The organism is Streptococcus mitis, from assembly GCF_946190155.1.
Taxonomy (GTDB): domain Bacteria; phylum Bacillota; class Bacilli; order Lactobacillales; family Streptococcaceae; genus Streptococcus; species Streptococcus mitis_CL.
The window spans coordinates 180,197-201,976 of record NZ_CAMHZL010000002.1 but is presented as its reverse complement, the minus strand read 5'-3'; the positions used below and the strand labels follow the sequence as shown (position 1 = coordinate 201,976).

The window sequence follows — 21,780 nt, the reverse complement described above, 5'->3', positions numbered from 1 at the left end:
CAGCCTCCTATCTATAGTAACTGTACTTCTTCTCAACTTTTTTTGCAAGAATGGTCACAATACCAATCAAAATCAAGTAAATGGCTCCTGCCAAGAACATTGGAACTAGACTAGCATCACGGTTTGCAGCCGTTCGACTAGCCAAGATAAGGTCTGAAATGCCTAGAGCATAAACCAGAGAGGTATCCTTGACCAAACTCATGACTTCATTAAAGACACTAGGAAGAACAATCTTGGTCACTTGGGGCAAGATAATATAGTGTACTGTGGCAAAAGGACTGAACTTCAAGACCTTGGCAGCCTCATATTGACCTTTAGGAATAGTATCAATCCCTCCACGGAAGATTTCAGCAAAGTAAGCCGCATAATTGAGAACAAAGGCAATGATAGCCGCAGGAAGACGGTCCAAACGAATCCCAATACTTGGCAGCACATAATAGATAAAGATTAATTGCAAGAGCAAGGGTGTTCCCCGCATAATCCAAATATAAATATTAATCAGATGATGGAGGGGCTTCCAATGGACTTGCAAAGCAAAGGCAATCAAAACGCCCAAGGGAATAGAAAAAATCAAGACCAGTGCAAAAACCTGCAAAGTCATGCTTGCACCGCTCAATAAACTCGGTAATATCTCAAACAAATAAGACATACTGCACCTCCTAAAAATAATTGTTCCTATTATAGCATAAATAAACAAAATAACCAAGAATTTTTGTAAAAAAATTCTCTTTAAAAAAGAAAAACTATATCTATCAAAAAAAGAAAGGACGAAATGTGTCCTTTCTCGATCTTAGCTTTCCTTTAACTAAAGAGACATAAAATCATCCATTGCCAGTCTCATAAAAAACCAGATAAACAAACCAAGAATTACATAGGCGTAGAGTGGCAGGGAAGCAAAGATAAAAGGTGAAAGAAAAATCATACCTAAGGTATCTCCAAAATTCGTACAAATACAATACAATCCAAAAGCAAGATAAAGGATAAAGATGATAAACCAAAACCAAAATCGCTTGCGTGCTTTTTCTTTTCGAAACATTTCTTCCACCTCCCCTTCTATAGCTCTATTATATTACTAAGACTTTTATTTGTAAAAGTACTATCAAAAAGAAGGGACTATTTAATTTTTTATATCGTTGCAAATTACGATAAGCGAATTCTACCTAATTCAATAAAGATAATCCACCAACTGATATCAAAAATAACGGAAAGAATGGTTCATAAATTACCAACATAATAAAAGTTGCAAAAATTTCTTCCATATCATGATTAAAAATATAAATAATCGTTTAGGTATAGAGTGCTAAGGCAGAAATAGCCACACCTAATCAAATATGTGCCCAAATCAATCCTTTTCCAGTCATCTTTCTCCCCAGATCACTATAGAGCCTCTCTAGTCCTTTACCAATCGTTTCTGATTGTCCTTATTGTAGCTTTATTGATACAAAATCGAGTTTATTTAAAATTCTCTCATCAACTCTCACTGGTATAACAAATTGCTTATCCATATAGCCCCCATATTTTTAACATTACTATACTCTCTTATAGCTACATTGACAAGTTAAAGTTCAAAACCAGCTAAATCGATTAGTTCTTCTTTATCACTTTTTCAATTGTTGCCAGGACTCCATTAGTCCCTTCCATGAAATCACGAATACTCACACCAGAAGCCCCTCTTTAACTTGCCTGATAAAACTATAAAAACATTTGAAAATTTGCTCAAGTGCCATCACTTCCTTTTTAGCTCTACATTACCTACTAATTGAGCATAAAATTCTGTAAAGATAGACATAATTTTTGCCAAATCTGTTTATTTCAGTAAATCATTAATACTTACATCATTTCAGAGATTAGCAATAAATTCCAACTGCTTTTCAATTTTTTTACTTCTATAATCTCGTTTTCTACTGTATCCATTAAAATTAAGAAATCACGATAATATAAAGATAAAAGGATCGCTTGCTCTCTCTTCTTATCCCATATCTGTCATATTCAGTCGACATTTGAATTTCTTCAACTTTTCAGCATTATATCCATATACAACAGTAGCATAATGGCCATTTATTGCAGTATCTAAGCTATATATTAAAGTAAATTTCACTTTTTTAGAAGAGTGGTGGACTTTTTACCAAAAAAAATCTAAGGGAGCTATATCAGCTCTCTTACTAGTAGCATGAATGATTTTAAATAGGCATTTGAGCTTTATATCGATATAAAATACATTCAACGCTTTCTAATCAAACTTGATCTTTCAAAGTCAAAATCAGAGTAATCTAAATTAATCTTAAACCTGTCTCTTGCTTACACAGTGAACCTTGAGTATATCGAATATAATTCTGCATGACGAGCGGAACTGCCAAAAATCGTAAAAGCTATTGAAGATTTAAATCTGAAAACAAATACACAACTTGAAGAATCCATTGATAGGCACCTCACCTACCACATCTTTAGGCGTACTCTCGTAAGCAGAATAGCGTAACTCTAAAAGCAATTATGACAAGAGTAGGTCGTTCTGATTCTAGGACAATAAACAAAATCTACACACGTTACAAAGAAGATGAATGACAATATCCTCAATTTGCTAGATAATTTATAGTTTTGCCCCTTTTTTGCCCCCTGTACATAAAAAAAGCCTGTCACACAAGCTCAAATGCTTGATATGATAGGCTTTTTAAAGGTTGATTATTTAACAGCGTCTTTAAGAGCTTTACCAGCTTTGAATGCTGGAACTTTAGAAGCTGCAATCTTGATTTCTTTACCAGTTTGTGGGTTGCGACCTTTACGTGCAGCACGCTCACGAACTTCAAAGTTACCAAAACCGATCAATTGAACTTTTTCACCAGCTGCAAGGTACTCAGTTACTGCTGCGAATACAGCTTCAACTGCTGCTGCTGAGTCTTTCTTAGTCAATTCTGTAGCTTCTGCTACTTTAGCGATCAAATCTTGTTTGTTTGCCATGTTAATGATTCCTCCAATTTTATTTCTAATTAACAAATATAATCATATCCTAAAATCCCTTTTAGGTCAAGTTAAAAACGCTATTTCTTCCCATTTTATTTATTTTTTTAGGAGTGGTAACGTACTAAAACAGCCCAAGCATTCTCACCCGTGTGAGTTTGAATAATAGAGCCCGTTTCCAAAACTGAAATTGGCTTTTCAACATAAGCTTGTAAGCTTTCTTTCATCTCTTTTGCCCAATCAGCACTACCAGAATATGAAATTCCAATCTCTGCTACAGAACGTTCAGAGAGCGATGTTATTAACTCATCTAACCATTTTTTAAAGGTTTTAGCTCCACGACCTTTAACGATTGGCTGCAATTCATGGTCTTTCATCTGCATGACAACACGGATATTGAGAAGGGAGCTCAACAATCCAGTTACACGCCCAATTCGTCCACCTTTAACAAGATTTTCCAAAGTCGAAACGCCAATATAGAGTTCTGTGTGGTTTTTAACCTCTTCTACATGAGATAAGATTTCCTCCAACTCCTTGCCTTCTTGCGCTAATTTTGCAGCCTCAACAACTTGGAATTTCAAGGCTTGGTCAGTGAAGGAACTATCAATAACTGTCACATCGGCAGTAGATAAGCTAGCACCTTGACGTGCCGCTTCTACAGTACCAGAAAGGGCATGAGACATATGAATAGCAAGAATCTGGCTACCATCTTTACATAGGTCTTCAAAAACTTCAGCAAAGACACCTACAGGTGGCTGACTTGTTTTCGGAAGATTTTTACTTTCTTGCATCAACTGAAGAAATTTACCTTCTTCTTTCAAATCCGCATCAGAATAGACAACATTATCAATCATTACAGATAACGGAACAACAGTGATATCTAATTGTTTTACTAGTTCAGGTTCAATAGTAACAGATGAATCGGTTACAATCTTAATTTTTGTCATAGTATCAATCTTTCTATTTTAGGATTCAGATTGGTTTTCTCACTTCTAATTATATCAAAAAAAGATTAAAAATCCTAATGGAGTCATTCAAATTTTCTTTAAAAATTTGATATAATCGACTTATAAGAAAAGAGGTGTCCTATGATTAAAAAAATTTATCCCATTTTATCTATTTTACTAGGTGCTGCTATTTATGCTTTTGGGCTGACTTATTTTGTAGTTCCTCATCACCTCTTTGAAGGAGGGGCGACAGGTATTACCCTTATCACCTTTTATCTTTTTAAAATCCCTGTTTCTCTCATGAACCTGCTGATTAATATTCCCCTTTTCATCCTAGCTTGGAAGATTTTTGGAGCAAAGTCCCTCTATTCTAGTTTACTAGGAACCTTAGCCTTGTCCGCCTGGTTGGCCTTTTTTGAACGTATACCCCTTCATATTGATCTTCAAGGTGATTTACTAATCACTGCCCTTATAGCTGGGATTCTATTGGGAATTGGTCTTGGAATTATCTTTAATGCTGGAGGTACAACTGGTGGTACTGATATTCTAGCTCGTATTCTCAATAAATACACTCATATATCCATGGGGAAACTGCTCTTTATCTTAGATTTTTGTATTCTCATGCTTATTCTCCTAATCTTCAAGGATTTGAGATTGGTTTCCTACACGCTCTTATTTGATTTTATCGTTTCTCGTGTCATTGATTTGATCGGCGAAGGTGGCTATGCAGGCAAAGGCTTTATGATTATCACAAAACGTCCTGACCAACTTGCTAAGGCAATTAATGATGACCTAGGTAGAGGCGTTACTTTCATCTCAGGTCAAGGTTATTATAGTCGAGAAGATTTAAAAATCATTTACTGTATTGTCGGAAGAAATGAAATTGTGAAAATGAAGGAAATGATTCATCGAATTGATCCTCAAGCATTTATCACTATTACAGAAGCTCACGAAATCCTTGGAGAAGGATTTACCTATATAAAAGAATAAAGAAAAAGCTGGGAAGTTCCAGCTTTTTCTTTATTCAGAAAGTGTAGAATGACGATAGCCATAAGTAAAGTAAATCACAAGTCCAACTACAAGAGCAATTCCAAACGCAATCCATGTTTCTACACTATATTGAAGCATAAAGGAAAGACAGATTAGAATCGAGAGAATCGGCAACAAGGGAACTAGGGGAGTTTTGAATTCTCCTTCTTTATGCATTCCCTTATCCTTTCTAAGTTTTATAATTCCATAAGCCAATAAGATAAGATAAGCAAGCGTACAAATATTTAGAAAGGCTGCAATACTAGCCAGTGGAAATACTCCTGCTGCAATTGCAGAAGCAACTCCTGTTAAGATGGTTGCATTTTTAGGAACACGACTTGTTTTGCTTAATTGCTTAAAACTTCGAGGTAAAAGACCATCACGTGCTAAACTGTAAATCATACGCGATAAGGCATAAGTCATAGAAATACACACTGTTATTAGGGTTAAAATGGCCACTAATGACACATAATTAGCTGCCCAACCAATTCCTATACTTCGCAATGAAAATGCTACAGCATCATCCACATTGAGTTGGCTGTAGTGAACAATCCCTGTCAATACTAATGTAACCAGAGCATAGAGAATCGTTACGATTGTCAAAGACAAAACAATACCTCGTGGGACATTCTTTTGTGGATTTTGAATTTCATCAACAGCCATAGAAATTGATTCAAATCCTAGGAAACCAAAGAACATCAAAGATGCTCCTGCCATTATTCCAGTACTTCCACCATAAATTTGACCAAAACCAAAGGGAGCAAAGTTGGACCAATTTTCTGGTTTAATATACCAGATACCAACTAGAATAAACAAAGCGAGAGCAGAGAATTTCAAGACGACTAGAAGCGAATTAAAACGCAATGCTGCCTTGGAATTTAATAAAACTAAACCGGTTACCAGTGTCAGTACCAAAATAGGTAAAAGGTCTATATAGGTACCCTGCTCAGGGTTAAAGGTCCCATTCAAGGCTTGAGGCATTGAAATACTATAGTTACTGAGCAAGCCTTTAAAATAAGCTGCCCAGCCAGAGGCCACACCAGAAACTGCTGTCATGAACTCCATGATGGTCAACCAACCAGCAATCCAAGCTGGTAATTCACCCAAAATTGCATACAAATAACTATAAGCACCACCAGTTGCAGGAACACGAGAGGCAAACTCTGCGAAAAATAGGGCGGATAAAGAAACACACAGGGCAGAAATCACTATAGATACAACCAGTGACGGACCAGCAAGCGTTGCTGCTGCGGTTCCTGTAATGGTAAAAATCCCAGTTCCTACCATCGCACCGATTCCTAATAAAATCAAATCCCATACTTTTAAATGACGGTGCATTTCAGTACGTCCCAAACTAACATCTTTAGTTCTAAAAATATTCATACTTCATCTCCATTAAATATGATTGTTTTATTTTATCATATAAAAGGGATTTTGTGAATATTTATAAGATGATTTTTCAAAAAAATCCGAACAGAATAAATCCTGCTCAGATTCTACATATTCTTACCCAACTGACCCTTCCATTTCATAGCTAATCAAGCGGTTAAGTTCAACAGCATATTCCATTGGAAGCTCTTTTGTAAATGGTTCTACAAATCCCATAACAATCATTTCAGTTGCCTCTGATTCTGACAATCCACGACTCATGAGGTAATAGAGTTGCTCTTCTGAAATCTTAGATACCTTAGCTTCGTGTTCCAAAGCGACTTGGGAGTTGTGAATTTCATTAAACGGAATGGTATCTGATGCTGACAAGTCATCCATGATAATGGTATCACACTCAATGTGAGAAACAGATTTCTTAGAGTTTTTATTAAAGGTTACTTGTCCACGATAGTCAACCTTTCCTCCACCTTTAGCGATGGATTTTGACACGATAGACGAGCTGGTGTGTGGAGCATTGTGAATCATCTTGGCACCCGTATCTTGGTGTTGCCCAGCATTAGCAAAGGCGATAGAGAGCATGGTACCACGCGCCCCTTCTCCATCAAGGTAAACAGATGGGTATTTCATGGTTGTTTTAGCGCCCAAGTTACCATCAATCCACTCAACAGTGGCATCCTTTTGAGCTTTAGCACGCTTTGTTACCAAGTTATAGACGTTATCAGACCAGTTTTGGATAGTCGTATAACGCATATAAGCTCCATCCAAGGCAAAGATTTCTACAATGGCAGCATGCAAGCTGTTACTTGAATAAGTTGGCGCTGTACATCCTTCTACATAATGGACACTTGCTCCTTCATCAACGATAATCAAGGTACGTTCAAACTGACCAGTATTTTCGTTGTTGATGCGGAAGTAAGTTTGAAGAGGAATATCTACCTTGACCCCTTTTGGTACGTAGATAAAGGTTCCACCTGACCATACTGCTGAGTTAAGTGCAGCCAATTTGTTATCTGTTGGCGGTACCAACTTAGCAAAGTATTGTTTAAACAAATCTGGGTATTCCTTGAGGGCAGAATCCGTATCTGTAAAGATAATCCCCAATTTCTGGAACTCTTCCTTCATGTTGTGGTAAACTACTTCTGACTCGTACTGGGCAGAGGCACCAGCTAGATAAGCACGCTCAGCTTCTGGAATCCCAATACGTTCAAAGGTTTCTTTAATCTTTTCAGGAACGTCATCCCATGAACGAGCTGGTTTATCAGATGGTTTTTGGTAGTAGATCAAGTCATCAAAATCAATCTCTGACAAGTCTGCTCCCCAAGTTTGCATGGGCATTTTTTTGAAGGTTTCATAAGACTTCAAACGGAACTCTAACATCCACTCAGGTTCTCCCTTAGCAGCTGATAGTTCACGAATGACATCTTCGTTCAATCCTTTTCCTGTCGATAGGACAGGCTCTACATCATCATGGAAACCAAATTTATATTCACCAAGATCAATTGGTTTTGGTTCTACTCTTTCTTCAGCCATAATATCCTTTCTTTCATTCTTCATTTCTACTAATTCATAAGACAAAAGAAACTTGTCTTACTGATTTTCTTGATTTTCAATTGTTTTCTTGAGGGCGTTCCAAGCTAGGGTTGCACACTTGATTCGTTGAGGGAATTTGGCAACACCTGACAAGAAAGCTGCATCGCCTAGTTGTTCTTGGCGTTCATCTTTTTGCCCTTGAACCATTTCAGAAAAAATAGTTGCAAGTTCTAAAATTTCTTGTTTGGTTTTTCCTAAAACTGAGTCCGTCATCATACTAGCAGATGCTGTAGAGATGGTGCAACCTGAGTTTAGAAAAGCGATATCCTCCAAACGATCCTCTGCATCAAACTTGACAGAGAGATTGATGACATCTCCACAGGTCGGATTATTGAGACTGATTTGTTCAGCATCTTCTAACTTCCCTTGGTGATGTGGATTTTTCGAATGGTCCGCTACCACTGCCATATAAAGGCTATCTAGTTTAGAAAGTGCCATTGAAAAACTCCTTTGTCTTTTGTAAGGCATCGACTAGCTTGTCGCAATCTGCCTTGGTATTGTAGATATAAAAACTTGCACGAGCTGTCGCTGGAACATGCAAATACTGGAGCAAGGGTTGAGCGCAATGGTGACCTGCTCGAACAGCCACTCCTTCATAATCCAAAGCAGTCGCAAGGTCGTGCGGATGAAGATCACCTAGGTTAAAGGCAATGACACCTGAACGTTGAGCCAAGTCCTGCGAACCGTAAATAGTCAATCCTTCAATCGCCCGCAGTTTTGGATAGACGTATTCAATCAGTTCCTGTTCATGGGCTTCAATGGCATCCATACCAATCTTTTCTAGATAATCCACTGCTACTGCCAGTCCGATTGCACCAGCCATATTTGGAGTTCCTGCCTCGAATTTCCAAGGCAATTCCTTCCAGCTAGCAGATTGTTCATAAACGAAATCAATCATTTCGCCGCCAAATTCTACTGGTGACATTTGTTCCAGATACTTTTCTTTACCATAAAGAACACCGATACCAGTTGGACCCGCCATCTTGTGACCTGAAAAGGCAAAGAAGTCCACATCCAAGTCCTGAACATCGATCTTCATATGAGGCGTAGATTGAGCACCATCCACCACCATGATAGCTCCAACTTGATGGGCCAATTGAGTGATTTCTTTTATTGGATTGACGACACCAAGAACATTTGAGGCGTGAGCTAGGGAGACAAACTTGACTCTATCAGTCAATTTAACTCGCAAATCATCCATATCCAGAGCTCCGTCCTTGAGATAGACATAAACAAGCTCCGCTCCAGTCTTGCGGCAGGCTTCCTGCCAAGGAATGATATTAGAATGGTGTTCCATGACGGAAATCAAGACCTGGTCTCCCTCAGTCAAGACTTCCTCAGCATAACGCGCTACCCAGTTAAGACTAGTTGTCGTTCCTCTTGTAAAGAGAACTTCCTTTGTAGACCCTGCATTGATAAACTTACGAATGGTTTCACGAGCCGCCTCATAAGAAGCTGTCGCCCTTTCAGCCAAGGTATGAACGCCACGATGAACATTGGCATTATCCTGTTCATAGTAGCGGTTAATCGTCTCCAGAACTGCTAGTGGTTTTTGTGTCGTCGCAGCATTGTCCAAATAAACCAATGGTTCATCATTAACAATCTGGTCTAAAATTGGAAAATCCTTGCGAATCGCTTCTACATCTAACATAGGCTACCCCTTAGCGTTTTGACAATTTTTCTTCGATGGTTGCAATCATTTCATCACGAACTTCCTTGACTGGAATCTCAACGATAACAGAGCCAAGGAAACCACGGACAACCAAACGTTCTGCAGTTGCCTTATCCAAGCCACGGCTCATGAGGTAATACATGTCTTCTGGATCTACCTGACCGATAGAAGCCGCGTGTCCTGCAGTTACGTCATTTTCATCAATCAAAAGAATTGGATTAGCATCTGAACGCGCTTGGTCTGAAAGCATAAGAACACGGCTCTCTTGTTGGGCATCTGCTCCCTTGGCACCCTTGATGATGTGGCCGATACCATTGAAGGTTAAGGTTGCTTTTTCAAGAATAACCCCATGTTGTAGGATATTTCCGATTGAGTTGCAACCATAGTTAGTCACTCGAGTATCAATCCCTTGTACCTGACGACCACTTGAAAGAGCTACAACCTTGAGATCTGCATGACTACCATTTCCAATCAAGTCGCTATCAAAGTCCGCAACGACGTTCCCTTCGTTCATAACACCAATCGCCCAGTCAATGCTTGCATCGTTTCCTAATTTACCTCGACGGCTAATGTAGGCAGTGACGTTTTCTCCTAAACGGTCGATCGCAGCAAACTTCACTTGAGCACCAGAACGAGCAATGACTTCTACTGTGATATTGGCAGTTGCTTTGGCACTTCCTTGGCCACGTGACTCTAAACGTTCCAGATAACTAATCTTAGAATTTTTACCAGCGATAATCATAATATGCTTGTTAAACGGCACATCACTATCGCTGTCTTGATAGAAAATTCCTTCGATTGGTTCTTTAATCTCAACATTATCAGGAATGTAGAGAACAGCACCACTGTTGAAATAAGCTGTATGGTAGGCTGCCAACTTGTCATCGTCATACTTAACAGATGACATGAAGAATTCTTCGATTAGCTCTGGAATTTCTTCTAAAGCTGAGTGGAAGTCTGTAAAGACAACACCCTGTTCAGCCAACTCAACTGGAGTTTGCTCAAAAACGGTTTGAGTTCCTACTTGAACCAATTTCAAGTGATTATCTAGAGCTGTGAAATCTGGAACATTTGCTGATGGCTCATTTTCTGTAATCGTTCCATCACCCAGATTCCAACGGTGGAATTTGACACGCTCAATAACTGGTAATTCCAAAGTCTCAATCTTATCAAAAGCTTTTTGACGGAGGTCAGCCAACCAGCTTGGTTCAGCGTGCATTTCTGAAAAAAGTTTAATATTTTCTTTAGTCATTTACTTCTCCTAAAAGATACGAGGGAATTACAATTCTTCCTTGTAGTCGTAGCCAAGTTCTTCAGCTAGTTTTGCGTATCCTTCACGTTCCAAACGCGCAGCCAATTCGGGACCACCAGAAAGGACAACACGACCTTCCATCATGACGTGTACCACATCTGGTGTGATGTAGTTCAAAAGACGTTGGTAGTGAGTGATAATCATAGCACCAAATCCTTCACCACGCATGGCATTCACACCTTTAGAAACAACTTTAAGAGCGTCAATATCAAGACCAGAATCAATCTCATCCAAAAGAGCAAAAGTTGGTTCCAACATCAAGAGTTGAAGAATTTCATTACGTTTTTTCTCACCACCAGAGAAACCTTCGTTGAGGTAACGCTCAGCCATTTCTTCTTTCATGTTGAGCAATTCCATTTTTTCATCTAGCTTAGTGATGAACTCGCGAACTGAAATTTTTTCATCATCTTCTTTACCAGCATTCATGGCTGCACGAAGAAACTCAGCGTTAGTAATACCAGGAATTTCTGATGGGTATTGCATAGCAAGGAAAAGTCCCATACGCGCACGCTCGTCCACTTCCAACTCAAGGATGTTTACGCCATCAAACAAGACTTCACCTTTGGTAACTTCATAGTTTGGATTTCCCATGATAGCGGCAGAAAGAGTCGATTTACCTGTACCATTTGGTCCCATGATAGCGGCGATTTCTCCTGTTTTCAGGGTCAAGTTAACCCCTTTTAAAATTTCTTTTCCTTCAATCTCAACGTGAAGATCTTTGATCTCTAATACTGACATGATAATTCCTTTCTTTTTCAAGGCCTTTACAGTGCTTACTGGAAACATACTTGATTTCCCTAGAAAATACGGTAAAAGGTCAATAAATATACTTTTATAGTATAACAAAAAAAAGCCTAAAAGGCTTTGATTTTGTCTAGAAGCTGAGGACTAGTCTTTTCCTTTCAAGTGCTGGTCAATGACATCTACAATCTTGCCCATCAAGTAACTGACTCGGAAATTTCTAAAAATCAAAATGGCCCAAAAGGCTGCCATAATATAGCGACCAGTCATCCAGGCTTCATTGAAAAAATAGGTCTCGGCAGCTGTAAACAGCGCGATGATAATAAATTGTTGTCTATTCATAAACTTATTGTATCATGAAATCTTTCTTTAGTCTTCCTCTACCTTCACTTTATCAGCCAAAAATTCAAATCCTTCTGGAATCAGGCTTTCTTCTGCTTCTTTTTCAGTTTGAGAAGATTTGGCTTTGGCTGAAAAGGCTGCGCGAACTTCTTTCCATTCCTCCATGGAAATAGCTAAAATCTCAGGTGAAAAACCTGCTGCCTGACTGAGGATATTACCAAACATAGTGTTGAGATTGTCTCGTTTCATGGTTTGACCAGCATTGAAGTTAGACTCAAAAGCAAGAATAGCATGGTGTTCATTGGCTGCAACCGGTTGAGAACCAACTAGCAGAGCCTTATCAGGACCTCCAAGACTTTCAATCACCTCTCCCCAGGCATTCTGCAAGCGAATCAGATTTTGACGTGCTAAATCTGGATTTTCAACGGCCTCTTGTAGGATAGATTGAACTTTATTGCGATCCACACGATAGACGGTCTTGCTCGCTACTGGACGGGTAGGTACTGGACTGGTTGGCTTAGCTACAGTTCCTACATTTGCGAGTTCTTGTTTGAGACGGGCAACTTCCTGTCTCAATGCAGAAATTTCATGTTCAACTGCCCCAGAAAGAGCTGGTTCAGGCTTAATCTCTGCTAAACGGATAGTCATCATCTCAGCATAAATCTTAGGCTGCAAACTAGACTTAATATCTGCTAAACTGACTGTCGCTAAGCGAATCATTTCAAACAGATTTTCTTGAGGAAGTGCCAAATTTTCTACAAAGACTGGACTATGATGAGTGTTTTCTCCACCTGTTTGAACAATTAACAAGTCTCTTAAATAGTGTAAAAGGTCGGTCACAAAACGAGTCATGCTCTTACCATTGTCAAATAGAAGATTTAAGCATGCTAGGGCCTTTGGAACATCCTGTTGAGACAAGGCAGCCACATAATCATCCAAGGCTGATAGACTAATGGTACCAGTAATTTCTTCAGAAATGGCAGTCGTCAGCTCATTTCCCTGGGTCAAACTCAGGGCTTGATCCAAAATAGACAAGGCGTCCCGCATCCCACCTTCAGCCCGTCTGGCAATGATTTCCACAGCCTCTGGTTCAGAACTGATATTTTCTTTTTCTAAGATATAGTGGATATGTTCCTTAATATCCTGTGTTTTAATTGATTTAAATTCAAAACGTTGCACACGGGATAGAATAGTGGCAGGAATCTTGTGCAATTCAGTAGTAGCCAATATAAAGACCACATTCTGTGTTGGCTCTTCCAGCGTCTTTAAGAGGGCATTAAAAGCCCCTGTAGACAGCATGTGAACCTCATCTATGATATAAACCTTATAACGAGCAAGACTAGGGGCGTAGGTAGATTTATCACGAATTTCACGGATTTCATCCACCCCATTATTAGAGGCTGCATCCATTTCAATGACATCTTCTAAACTACCGTCCGTCACTGCCTGACAAATATAGCAGTTATTACATGCTTCACCACCCACTTGATTGGGACAGTTCATAGCCTTGGCAAAAATCTTAGCCACACTGGTTTTTCCCGTTCCACGAGGACCAGAAAAAAGATAAGCATGACTTATTTTCTCTTGCTCCACCGCTTGTTTAAGAGTCTTAGCCACAACTTCTTGACCAACCAATTGGGAGAAGTTTTGACTTCTATATTTTCGATAAAGTGCTTGATACATTAGGCTTTCTCCCCAAACATTGTAAAGTCCCATTCTGTCTTTTCAAGCAAAATAGCGACAAATTGTTCCAAATAATCTCGATCCATAGCATCATAATCATCAAACTCTGAAGAATCAAGATCCAGAACTCCAAGTAATTGACCATTCTTTATCATCGGCACAACAATTTCACTTTTAGCTCGACTATCACAAGAAATATAGTTGGGATAAGTTGTTACATCACCAACCAGAACAGTTTCCTGAAAATGAGCTGCCTCCCCACAAACACCTTTTCCCAGCGCAATACGGATGCAGGAAACACCTCCTTGGAAGGGGCCTAAAACCAATTCCTTTCCATCAAACAAATAAAAACCTGCAAATACAGTGTTGGAAAAGCGTGATTTTAGAAGAGCACTGGCGTTGGAAAGATTAGCCAAAACATTGGTTTCACCATCCAATAAAAAAAAGAGCTCTTCACTTAACATTTGATAACGTGATTGTTTTTCTGATTCTAACATAGGACTATTATATCAAAAAAGGCTTACAGACAAAAGAAAAATCCCTTGTTTAGTAAACAAAGGATTTTGTGAATTTTCATTTTGATTAAAGTTCGATATCACCGAACAAGTCAGCCATTGAGAATCCTGTTTGTGTTTCTGGAAGTTCGAAATCACGTTTTTCTTGACGTTTTGGACGACGTGGACGAGCAGCACGTTTTTCTTCTTTTTGTCCTTCTTCTTGAGCTGGACGCTCTTCAAGAGCTTTGATAGAAAGTGATACTCGCTCTGCATCTGCGTTAACTTCAAGAACTTTAACTTTAACTTCTTGACCAACTTTAAGAGCTTCTTTTGGATTTTCAATACGTTTGTGTGAAATTTGTGATACGTGAACAAGTCCATCGATACCTGGCAATACTTCAACAAATGCACCAAAGTCAGTCAAACGTTTAACTGTTCCTTCTACTACATCACCTTTAGCCAATTTTTGCTCAACGCCATCCCATGGTCCAGGTGTTGTTGCTTTAAGTGAAAGTGATACACGTCCTTCTTCTTCGTTAAGATCAAGGATTTTCACTTCAATTTCTTCACCAACAGTTACAACTGATTTTGGTGATACGTTACGTTCATGTGACAATTCAGTCAAGTGAACCAATCCGTCAACACCACCAAGGTCGATGAAAGCACCAAAGCTTGTGATACGTGCAACTTTACCAGTTACTACATCACCAACAGCCAATTTACCAAATACTTCAGCACGAGCTGCTGCTGTAGCTGCTTCAACAACTTCACGACGTGAAAGGATGAAGCGGTTTTCTTTAGCGTCAACTTCTTTGATTTTAGCATCAAATTCTTGACCTACAAAACGCTCAGTGTTACGTACGAAACGAGTATCCAACATTGAAGCTGGGATAAATCCACGAACACCTTCAAATTCTACTGAAAGTCCACCTTTAACGGCACGAGTTCCTTTAACAGTAACAACTTCTTCTTCGCGTCCAACAAGTTTGTCCCATGCTTTGCGAGCTTCAAGGCGTTTTTTAGATACAAGGTATGTAACTGTATCAGTATCTTTACCAACTACTTGACGAAGTACAAGAACATCCAATACTTCTCCTACTTTAACAAAGTCATTGATATCTGCATCGCGATCGTTTGTCAATTCGCGAAGAGTCAAGACACCTTCAACACCAGTTCCAGAGATTGCAACGTTAGCTTGAGTCGCATCAACTGTCAATACTTCAGCACTAACAACATCACCAGTCTCAACTTGGCTAACGCTATTTAGCAAATCTTCAAATTCGTTCATCTAAAAAATCCTCCAACAATCAAGTTTTTCTTAAACTTGACATACTTATAATTTTTTTCCTAAGCACCCGCAAGGACATGTTCATATCGTTCACGTCTTTCAATTATAAAAATAAAATACCCTAAGATATTTTGCTTTTTATCTTGATCATTACCTAAGAACTGGGGTAGCTGGATTCGAACCAACGCATGAGGGAGTCAAAGTCCCTTGCCTTACCGCTTGGCTATACCCCATTGATGAAATGGAGAGAGAGGGATTCGAACCCCCGAACCCGAAGGAGCGGATTTACAGTCCGCCGCGTTTAGCCTCTTCGCTATCTCTCCTACAATCAACATGGACTATTATATCATGAAAATTTCAAAAAAACAAGACTTATTTTGCTAAATTATAATTTTCAATCAAAATTTCCACAGCTTTTTCCAATTTTTTATAAAAACTATCGACATTTCCATTCTTTATGATGGCAAATTGTCCATCTAATTCGGCAATTTCTCCGATAACTTTTTTACCAATGGTCAACGTATAACCTTCAAAACTGTCTTTTCCTACATTAACCTTGGCATCTGCTACTTGAATTTCGATTTTTTTATCTTTCTTACTCATTTCATACCTCTCTTCACTTTTTCTATTTTACAAGAAAATCCCAAAACTAGCAAGAAAAAACTCTATATCATTCCAAGTCTGATATAGAGTTTTCTGCTTTATTTAATGTGTTTTTCTAGTTCTTTTTGGTACTTACCATTTGATTCCAATTTTTCTTTTTGCCATTTTTTCAGTGCTTCTTCATATTCTTTTGTTGTAACAATATCTTTTTGCAATTTCATTCCTTTAAAGATATATGGGTCACCCTTAATACCAACTTGTGAGTATGGTTTTGAGAATGGCACGACATTACTTACAACTGGTGAACCACCAGATGAGGCTGTTGGCATCAATAATGAACTATCTGTCAACCAAGCTTGAGCCTTGGCATATTTTTCATAGCGCTCTTCAAGATTAGTAGTTTCTGAATCGGCATCATCCAATAATTTCTTATACTGGTCCAAACCAAGTTTCGCTACAACATCCTTATCTTTCCCTTTAGTAATACCAAGGTGTTTCATAGCAGAACCTGATTTAGGATCCATGATATTCAAGTAAGATGCTGGGTCTTGATAACTTGGAGCCCATCCTGTACTGTTCAAATCATAGTCTTTTTGAGAAGGAACACGTGCTTGTGAAGTGATTGTTTCCTTTTCATTATCTGTCATTTGAAGAACGTCGATGACAACATTTTCAGCACCAAGAGTTGATTCAATAGACTGTTTGAAAGAGTTGCTTTGTTGAACGGCGATGGTATCTGTTTGTTCAACTGGGACATCCAAATGAATTGGGAAGGTTACCCCTTTAGATTCCAAGTCTTTCTTAGCTTTTTCGAACGCAGCTTTAGCCTTGTCAGGGTTGTAGATAGAATCCTTACCGTCAACTAGCTCAACACCTTTCCATTGGTCACCATAGTTCACCAACTCTGCTTGAGCGATTTGACCAAAGTTTTTACCACCTGCTTGTACAAAGTTGTCAGGAACAAGGCTGTTACGAATAATCTTATCCGCACCGTCTTCGCCATTTAGCTGGGCAGCATAAGAATGACGGTTGAAGGCAAAGTTGATAGCCTGACGGAAGTCCTTATTAAGCATAGCTTCTTTTGTAGAAGTCTTTTGTTCTTCACTTGTTTTCGCAGTTTTATTATATGACTGACGATTTACGTTAAAGGTGAAGTAATAACTACTTGAGTCCTGTGGACTATAAGTGATTTTATCTCCGTATTGTTCCAAAGTTGAAGCAAAGTTTGAGCTACTTGGGAAGAGACGGGCTGTCGTATAGGCACCTGAAGAGAAACTACGAATCAACGATTCCTGATCAGAACCATCGTAGTAAGTCAATTTAATCTTCTCGATTTTTACCTTTTCTTTATCCCAATAATTTGGATTTTTCTCGTATTCAATCAACGATTTGGAAGTCAAGGTCTTCAAGATATAAGGACCATTATAGAGAATTCCCGCTGGAGTAACTGCTCCATAATCTTTACCTGATGCCTTCAAAAATTCTTCATTTACAGGTAACATCGTTGCTGTGGTGACTTTAGAGTTCCAGAAGCTTTCTGGTTTGTTTAGGGTATATTCAACTGTGTAATCGTCCAAGGCCTTGACACCAACTGTAGAGAAATCATTGGTCTCACCAGTCATGTAGGCATCCAAGCCCTTGATTGAATTTTGGATGAGAGAGACACCGTCTGACTTACCGTCAGCTACGTGTTTTAGTCCTGTCACAAAGTCATGGGCTGTTACTTCTGCGTATTCTTCACCTTCTGAAGTGTACCATTTAACTCCTTTACGAAGTTTATAGGTATAAGTCAAACCATCTTTTGACACAGACCAATCTTCAGCCAAGGAAGGAATAACATTTCCGTATTGGTCGTTTTCCATCAAACCATCAACCACGTTCCCGATGACATCTGTTGTAGATGTACGAGTCGCTATACTATAGTCCAAAGATGCTGGATCTACTGCATAGACATATGAAAATGTTGTCGGTGCATCTGCTTCTTTATCAGCTTTTCCACAAGCCACTAATAGAGCTGTTGTACTCAGGACCACTCCTGCTGTTAAGAGCCACTTTTTCGATTTCATAAAAAATCTCCTTTAGTTAATTTTAATCTACTTTTACAATCCAACCTTCTGGCGCTTCAATATCGCCAAACTGAATTCCTGTCAATTCATCATAGAGTTTACGAGTCACAGGACCTACTTCTGTTTCACTATAGAAAACATGGAAATCATCACCGTGCTGAATTCCACCAATTGGAGAAATAACCGCTGCTGTACCACAGGCACCTGCCTCTACAAAACGGTCAAGGTTGTCAATCGGGACATCACCCTCAATAGGAGTTAAGCCCAAGCGATGTTCTGCCAAATAAAGCAAAGAATACTTGGTAATAGATGGCAAGATAGATGGACTCAATGGTGTTACAAACTCATTGTCAGCTGTAATTCCAAAGAAGTTAGCTGATCCGACTTCTTCAATCTTTGTATGAGTTGATGGATCTAGATAGATAACATCTGAGAAATGACGTGACTTGGCCAATTTCCCTGGTAAGAGACTGGCAGCATAGTTCCCACCAACCTTAGCTGCACCTGTACCATTTGGAGCGGCACGATCGTATTCATCCTGAATCAAGAAGTTGGTTGGAACCAAACCACCTTTAAAGTAATTACCAACTGGCATGGCAAAGATAGTGAAAATGTACTCTTCTGCTGGTTTTACTCCGATAATATCTCCTACTCCAATCAAAAGAGGACGAAGATAAAGGGTTCCACCTGTTCCGTATGGAGGTACATATTCTTCATTGGCACGAACAACTTCCTTACAAGCTTCTACAAACATTTCTGTCGGAACTTGTGGCATCAAGAGACGATCACAAGTACGTTGCAGACGTTTAGCATTTTCATCAGGACGGAAAAGTTGAATACTGCCATCCTTAGTACGATAAGCTTTTAAACCTTCGAATGCTTGTTGTCCATAGTGAAGACTTGGAGAAGACTCTGAAATATGCAAGGTTGCATCTTCTGTCAACTCTCCTTGATTCCATTGTCCATTTTTAAAATGAGCAATATAGCGATAAGGTAATTTCATATAGGAAAAACCGAGATTTTCCCAATCAATCGTTACTGTCATATTCCACTCCTTATTCTAAAAACCTATTTCTTTTATTCTACACTATTTTTCTAAAATAGCAAGTATATTTTGTAATTTTCAGAAAATTTCTTCAATAAAAAGAACCAGCTCTGAGAACTGATTCTTCATTTCACTTATTTGGCTTCTGTAAATACTTCTTTAAGATAAGCGTCAAAAACTTCTTCATCTGAAATGGTATCTGAAATAAAGCTTCCATTGCTAGTACGTTCTGACAGGTTCAAGTCTTGTAGTCGACTTTCATAGATTGTACCTTTGTTGGATTGGACAAGCAGAGTTTGGTCGTTCTCTTCCACTTCTGTACTAAAGAGGTCACCAACGAAGCCTTGTTCTGCAACCGCTCCTGCCAAGAAGACACGATGCGGTTTGTTTTTCAACTCACGCAAGACTTGTAACCCACGTTTGGCACGGCTGGTTGCCGGAATTTCGTCAATAGAAACACGTTTCAAACTTCCACGCTGAGTCAAGAGGTAGAAGGATGAGGTATTACAGATAAAGGCCGATTGGAGGACATCATCTTCTTTCAGGTTCATAGCCTTGACACCTGCAGCCTTGGCACCAACAACTGGAACCTCTTCGATATTGAAACGCAGAGCATAACCGTTTTGGCTAATCAAAAGAACATCATCTAGTTTAATCGGAGCCACTGCTACAATCTGGTCTGTCTCGTCTTTTAGCTTAGCATACTTGACAGACTTAGACTTGTAGGTCCGCCATGGGGTGAATTCTTTTCGTTCTACACGCTTGATTTGACCGAGACGAGTCGCCGCAAAATAAGTTGTCGCATCATCAAACTGATCCACGACTTCCACATAAAGGATTTCTTCGTTGGTTTCAAAGTTTGTGATAGTCTGGCTCAGATGCTCTCCGATGTCCTTCCAACGAATATCTGCCAATTCATGGATTGGTCTGTAGATGACATTTCCAAGACTGGTAAACATCAAGAGGTGTTGGGTTGTCTTGGCAGCTTGCACAAAAATCAAACGATCGTCGTCACGTTTGCCAATTTCTTCCAGCGTTGAAGCCGCAAAGGAACGTGGACTAGTACGCTTGATGTAACCTGCCTTGGTCACGCTGACGTAGGTATCTTCCTCGGCGATCAGACTAGCTGTATCAATCTCGATTACTTTTGCTGTATCTTCCAAAGTACTCAAACGTGGTGTCGCAAATTTCTTCTTGACCTCACGAAGCTCTTTCTTCATGAGATTGTACATAGTCCGTTCATCACCGATAATCGCCGCAAGCATGGCAATCTTTTCACGAAGTTCAGCTTCTTCTTCCTGCAAGACAACCACGTCTGTATTGGTCAAACGGTAAAGTTGCAAGGTAACGATGGCCTCAGCCTGCTCTTCTGTAAAATCATAGCTGACCTTGAGGTTTTCCTTGGCGTCAGCCTTATTCTCAGAAGCACGAATAAGAGCAATGACTTCGTCCAAAATCGAAATTACATGAATCAAACCTTCGACGATATGGAGACGCTTCTCAGCCTTTTCCTTGTCAAAGCGGGAACGAGCCAAAATCACTTCACGACGGTGGGCAATGTAGCTAGATAAAATTGGGACAATCCCAACCTGACGAGGGGTGAAATTGTCAATCGCCACCATATTAAAGTTGTAATTGATTTGCAAGTCAGTATATTTGAAGAGATAGTTGAGAACAAGCTCAGAATTGGCGTCTTTCTTGAGTTCAATCGCGATACGAAGACCGTCACGGTCAGACTCATCACGAACCTCAGCAATTCCTGCCACCTTGTTATTGACACGAACATCATCGATTTTCTTGACCAGATTGGCCTTATTGATTTCATAAGGAATCTCAGTGATAACGATTTGTTCCTTGCCACCTTTTAGCTTTTCAATCTCAGTCTTGGAACGAACAACCACGCGCCCTTTCCCAGTTTCATAGGCCTTCTTGATTTCATCACGACCCTGGATAATCCCTCCAGTCGGGAAGTCTGGTCCAGGCAAGAATTCCATGAGTTTTTCAACTTTGGCCGTTGGATGGTCAATCATGTAAACCGCGGCATCAATGACCTCAGCCAAATTATGGGGAGGAATATCTGTGGCATATCCAGCCGAAATCCCAGTCGAACCATTGACTAAAAGATTTGGAAAGGCTGCTGGCAAAACAGTTGGTTCTTTCTCGGTATCGTCAAAGTTCCAAGCAAAGGGAACTGTCTTTTTCTCGATATCCTGAAGAAGATAACCAGCAATCTCAGACAAACGAGCCTCGGTATAACGCATAGCCGCAGGCGGATCTCCGTCCATAGAACCGTTATTACCATGCATTTCAACTAGAATCTCACGATTTTTCCAGTCTTGCGACATACGAACCATAGCATCATAGATAGAACTATCACCATGTGGGTGAAAATTCCCCATGATGTTCCCGACAGACTTGGCCGACTTGCGGTAGCTCTTGTCAAAGGTGTTGCCATCCTTATTCATAGAATAAAGAATGCGGCGCTGAACCGGCTTCAAGCCATCACGAATATCTGGCAAAGCCCGGTCTTGAATGATGTACTTGGAGTAGCGACCAAAGCGCTCTCCCATGATGTCCTCTAGGGACATGTTTTGAATGTTGGACATAATAATTCTCTTTTT

General features: G+C 39.5%; 19 protein-coding genes and 2 tRNA genes. 1 reads left to right on the top strand and 20 read right to left on the bottom strand.

Annotated features, from left to right (window positions below):
* Positions 1 to 7 precede the first annotated feature (7 nt).
* From N8O80_RS02965 to N8O80_RS02950, 4 genes are all read right to left on the bottom strand, one after another.
* Positions 8 to 649 carry an amino acid ABC transporter permease gene (locus N8O80_RS02965; protein WP_120770076.1) on the bottom strand — a complete coding sequence of 214 codons (642 nt, stop codon included), beginning with the start codon at positions 647 to 649 and terminating at the stop codon, positions 8 to 10.
* Positions 650 to 805: 156 nt separating this feature from the next.
* Entirely contained in the window at positions 806 to 1,036 is a 231-nt protein-coding gene (locus N8O80_RS02960) for a hypothetical protein (RefSeq protein WP_120770075.1), read from the bottom strand.
* Positions 1,037 to 2,679: 1,643 nt separating this feature from the next.
* A complete protein-coding gene (locus N8O80_RS02955; RefSeq protein ID WP_001284640.1) occupies positions 2,680 to 2,955 on the bottom strand; it encodes an HU family DNA-binding protein in 276 nt (91 codons plus the stop codon).
* A gap of 107 nt (positions 2,956 to 3,062) precedes the next feature.
* Positions 3,063 to 3,902, bottom strand: a complete 840-nt coding sequence (locus N8O80_RS02950) for a DegV family protein (protein ID WP_261026847.1) — start codon at positions 3,900 to 3,902, stop codon at positions 3,063 to 3,065.
* A 141-nt stretch (positions 3,903 to 4,043) separates the two neighbouring features.
* Here N8O80_RS02950 and N8O80_RS02945 point away from each other — a divergent pair, with 141 nt between their 5' ends.
* Entirely contained in the window at positions 4,044 to 4,892 is an 849-nt protein-coding gene (locus N8O80_RS02945) for a YitT family protein (RefSeq protein WP_261026846.1), read from the top strand.
* A gap of 30 nt (positions 4,893 to 4,922) precedes the next feature.
* On the opposite strand, the gene N8O80_RS02940 is transcribed toward N8O80_RS02945, so the two are convergent.
* The 16 genes from N8O80_RS02940 to parC form a co-directional block, all read right to left on the bottom strand.
* Positions 4,923 to 6,314: an APC family permease gene (locus N8O80_RS02940; RefSeq protein ID WP_261026844.1), complete on the bottom strand. Its 1,392-nt coding sequence runs from the start codon at positions 6,312 to 6,314 to the stop codon at positions 4,923 to 4,925.
* A gap of 123 nt (positions 6,315 to 6,437) precedes the next feature.
* Positions 6,438 to 7,850 (bottom strand): Fe-S cluster assembly protein SufB, encoded by a 1,413-nt coding sequence (gene sufB, locus N8O80_RS02935; protein WP_000797050.1) that lies wholly within the window; start codon positions 7,848 to 7,850, stop codon positions 6,438 to 6,440.
* Between the two features lie 57 nt (positions 7,851 to 7,907).
* A complete protein-coding gene (sufU, locus tag N8O80_RS02930; protein WP_261026841.1) occupies positions 7,908 to 8,348 on the bottom strand; it encodes a Fe-S cluster assembly sulfur transfer protein SufU in 441 nt (146 codons plus the stop codon).
* The gene (locus N8O80_RS02925) at positions 8,335 to 9,561 is read right to left on the bottom strand and encodes a cysteine desulfurase (RefSeq protein ID WP_261026837.1); all 1,227 of its coding nucleotides are present in this window, start codon (positions 9,559 to 9,561) and stop codon (positions 8,335 to 8,337) included. Before N8O80_RS02925 ends, sufU begins: the two co-directional genes overlap by 14 nt.
* 10 nt (positions 9,562 to 9,571) lie before the next feature.
* Positions 9,572 to 10,834 (bottom strand): Fe-S cluster assembly protein SufD, encoded by a 1,263-nt coding sequence (sufD, locus tag N8O80_RS02920; protein ID WP_261026835.1) that lies wholly within the window; start codon positions 10,832 to 10,834, stop codon positions 9,572 to 9,574.
* Positions 10,835 to 10,861: 27 nt separating this feature from the next.
* Positions 10,862 to 11,632: a Fe-S cluster assembly ATPase SufC gene (gene sufC / locus N8O80_RS02915; protein ID WP_000114489.1), complete on the bottom strand. Its 771-nt coding sequence runs from the start codon at positions 11,630 to 11,632 to the stop codon at positions 10,862 to 10,864.
* A gap of 150 nt (positions 11,633 to 11,782) precedes the next feature.
* Positions 11,783 to 11,977 (bottom strand): DUF3272 domain-containing protein, encoded by a 195-nt coding sequence (locus N8O80_RS02910; protein WP_049546768.1) that lies wholly within the window; start codon positions 11,975 to 11,977, stop codon positions 11,783 to 11,785.
* A gap of 27 nt (positions 11,978 to 12,004) precedes the next feature.
* Positions 12,005 to 13,660: a DNA polymerase III subunit gamma/tau gene (gene dnaX / locus N8O80_RS02905; RefSeq protein WP_261026833.1), complete on the bottom strand. Its 1,656-nt coding sequence runs from the start codon at positions 13,658 to 13,660 to the stop codon at positions 12,005 to 12,007.
* The gene (locus N8O80_RS02900; protein ID WP_261026832.1) at positions 13,660 to 14,157 is read right to left on the bottom strand and encodes a GAF domain-containing protein; all 498 of its coding nucleotides are present in this window, start codon (positions 14,155 to 14,157) and stop codon (positions 13,660 to 13,662) included. Before N8O80_RS02900 ends, dnaX begins: the two co-directional genes overlap by 1 nt.
* Positions 14,158 to 14,242: 85 nt before the next feature.
* Positions 14,243 to 15,445 carry a 30S ribosomal protein S1 gene (gene rpsA, locus N8O80_RS02895; RefSeq protein ID WP_001001630.1) on the bottom strand — a complete coding sequence of 401 codons (1,203 nt, stop codon included), beginning with the start codon at positions 15,443 to 15,445 and terminating at the stop codon, positions 14,243 to 14,245.
* Positions 15,446 to 15,606: 161 nt separating this feature from the next.
* Positions 15,607 to 15,678, bottom strand: a tRNA-Gln gene (locus tag N8O80_RS02890).
* Between the two features lie 9 nt (positions 15,679 to 15,687).
* Positions 15,688 to 15,768, bottom strand: a tRNA-Tyr gene (locus N8O80_RS02885).
* Positions 15,769 to 15,817: 49 nt separating this feature from the next.
* Complete coding sequence (locus tag N8O80_RS02880) at positions 15,818 to 16,048, bottom strand: DUF2969 domain-containing protein (protein ID WP_000037113.1); 231 nt, start codon at positions 16,046 to 16,048, stop codon at positions 15,818 to 15,820.
* A gap of 98 nt (positions 16,049 to 16,146) precedes the next feature.
* Positions 16,147 to 18,114, bottom strand: a complete 1,968-nt coding sequence (locus tag N8O80_RS02875) for a peptide ABC transporter substrate-binding protein (protein WP_000837408.1) — start codon at positions 18,112 to 18,114, stop codon at positions 16,147 to 16,149.
* A gap of 22 nt (positions 18,115 to 18,136) precedes the next feature.
* Entirely contained in the window at positions 18,137 to 19,159 is a 1,023-nt protein-coding gene (locus tag N8O80_RS02870; RefSeq protein WP_120770067.1) for a branched-chain amino acid aminotransferase, read from the bottom strand.
* A gap of 134 nt (positions 19,160 to 19,293) precedes the next feature.
* A complete protein-coding gene (gene parC / locus N8O80_RS02865; protein WP_120770066.1) occupies positions 19,294 to 21,765 on the bottom strand; it encodes a DNA topoisomerase IV subunit A in 2,472 nt (823 codons plus the stop codon).
* Positions 21,766 to 21,780 lie beyond the last annotated feature (15 nt).